General features: G+C 38.8%; 3 protein-coding genes. All 3 read right to left on the reverse strand.

Annotated features, from left to right (window positions below; genetic code table 11):
* Window positions 1–199: 199 nt before the first annotated feature.
* The gene (locus tag PX636_RS10500; protein ID WP_004163331.1) at window positions 200–355 is read right to left on the reverse strand and encodes a hypothetical protein; all 156 of its coding nucleotides are present in this window, start codon (window positions 353–355) and stop codon (window positions 200–202) included.
* 118 nt (window positions 356–473) lie between these two features.
* Entirely contained in the window at window positions 474–686 is a 213-nt protein-coding gene (locus tag PX636_RS10505; protein WP_004163332.1) for a type II toxin-antitoxin system HicA family toxin, read from the reverse strand.
* The gene (locus PX636_RS10510; RefSeq protein WP_044035099.1) at window positions 679–885 is read right to left on the reverse strand and encodes a type II toxin-antitoxin system HicB family antitoxin; all 207 of its coding nucleotides are present in this window, start codon (window positions 883–885) and stop codon (window positions 679–681) included. Before PX636_RS10510 ends, PX636_RS10505 begins: the two co-directional genes overlap by 8 nt.
* Window positions 886–1,318 lie beyond the last annotated feature (433 nt).

Here is a 1,318-nt window from a genome sequence, read left to right on the forward strand (position 1 = left end):
AATGCGTCTGGGGCCAAGATGACGCGACGACGAATGAGCGCAGTAGCCTTCATGTTGGATATACTAACAACACCTTAGCCTGTTGTCAATGTCCCCAACAGTTAAAAACGCCTCATATTCTTCTATATTTCTGGCTTGAGGGTTGAGATATTGCCCAAAGTGTTGTGTTAAATCAATCTGCATGGTTATTGTATCCTTATTATTCTAACCCTGTTGCATAGTTTTCCATCATCTGCAAAAATTCGGGGTCAATCAATTCCTGATTAGCTTGCAGGATATTGGGTTCCTCACCCTCAGTACAAGCGAGTAACTGTTCAATTAAATTAACATAAGCTTGGGCGCGTTGTTCATCCATTGTCTGTACTGTGATTGATGTGATTATGTGATGGACTGTGATTTTTTCGAGAGAACGACTCGATGATATTTAGATAAGCTTGGGTGCGTTTTTCGTCCATAACCTTAATCCGATGCTTTTACAAAAGTTTTTTAAATTCTTCAATAGACATTCCGGCACCTTTAATAATTGTTCCCATTGTATAAGCATTAATTGGATTAGCTCTGGGAATTGTTAAGATATGCTCTCCATCAGTCATTGTAATATGTTTACCCTGTCGAACAATCCTAAATCCTGCTTTTTCAAAGGCTTTCATGGCTCGTTGATGATTAATTCCGGAAAGACTAGGCATGATTTAATTCAACTTCCACATAACAAGATTCTACACCTTGATTCAATTCCTCGGCAACTTCTAAATAAGACAGAATAGCATCTTGAATATTATTGAGAGCTTCTTCTTTTGTTGTACCTTGAGAAGCACAGCCGGGTAAACCGGGACACCAAACAGCATATCCTTCTTCTGTTTGCTTAAGACTGACTTTATACTGCATATTTTTATAATAATAATCGTTGTCAGTTATTATAGCACGGCCATCATTAATCTCTGCTTCTGCTTGTAATACTTCTAATAAAAACCCCTGATATTCCTCTATAGTTCCCGCTTGACGGTTGAGATATGTCCCCAACTGTTGCGCCATATTCCGTAGCCAAGCAACAGGATGATTATTTCCTTGTTCTTCTAACCTTTTTGTGATTGTCAAGGGCGATCGCTGCCAAATTTGTTTGATATGTTCCAAGGCAGAACCTTGGAACAAGCAAAACTAATCACTTTTCTGCACAAATAACTGTTATTACAGCAACTTCTTTGTCCAATTGATCTCCTATTGGGACTTAGACAAAAAACAAATCGAGAAAAGCCTCAACTCCAATCCCCGCTTGGGATTTACTTCGAGAAGCCCAAAATCGCTGAAACCCAGATATATC

This window comes from Microcystis sp. M53598_WE2 (genome assembly GCF_030067735.1).
GTDB lineage: Bacteria > Cyanobacteriota > Cyanobacteriia > Cyanobacteriales > Microcystaceae > Microcystis > Microcystis aeruginosa.